Origin of the sequence: Aneurinibacillus aneurinilyticus ATCC 12856 (genome assembly GCF_000466385.1) — a bacterium.
GTDB lineage: Bacteria > Bacillota > Bacilli > Aneurinibacillales > Aneurinibacillaceae > Aneurinibacillus > Aneurinibacillus aneurinilyticus.
Genome location: NZ_KE952903.1, coordinates 1 through 595, shown reverse-complemented (window position 1 = coordinate 595; position 595 = coordinate 1).

Sequence of the window (595 nt, the reverse complement as noted above, 5' to 3'; positions counted from 1 at the left end):
AAGGCTAACGTGTCTTTTTCCGCCTGCTCCCGCCCTTCCTTCTTTTCTTACCTCACACTACAAACATGTGCCGATTTATCCAATCAGATGTATATAATTAAGAGGAACTTTACTTAGGTTCCTTTTTTTGTTTGGGCTAAAATCAGTCACGTTCTTTAACTGTCAACTATCCATTGTCAACTATCAACTACACAAGTTACACTTGATATTTTAACAGGGGAGCGTGGTTGGAAGGAGGAGATTCGGCAAAAGGCAGAGGGTGGATGCGCCCTGCGCTCCGGCAGAAAAAAGGCTAACGTGTCTTTTTCCGCCTGCTCCCGCCACAAACATGTGCCGATTTATCCAATCAGATGTATATAATTAAGAGGAACTTTACTTAGGTTCCTTTTTTTATTTGGGCTAAAATCAGTCGCGTTCTTTAACTGTCAACTGTCCATTGTCAACTATCAACTAAATAAATCCTGTTCTACAAAAAAATTTCGAGAATGCTGCAACTTTTTTCGACAGCCTCCGTCTAAAGATATGTAAAACAAAAACACGCCGCACCGTGCGGTACCTTATACTATATAAGTTACACTTGATAGTTTGACATGAT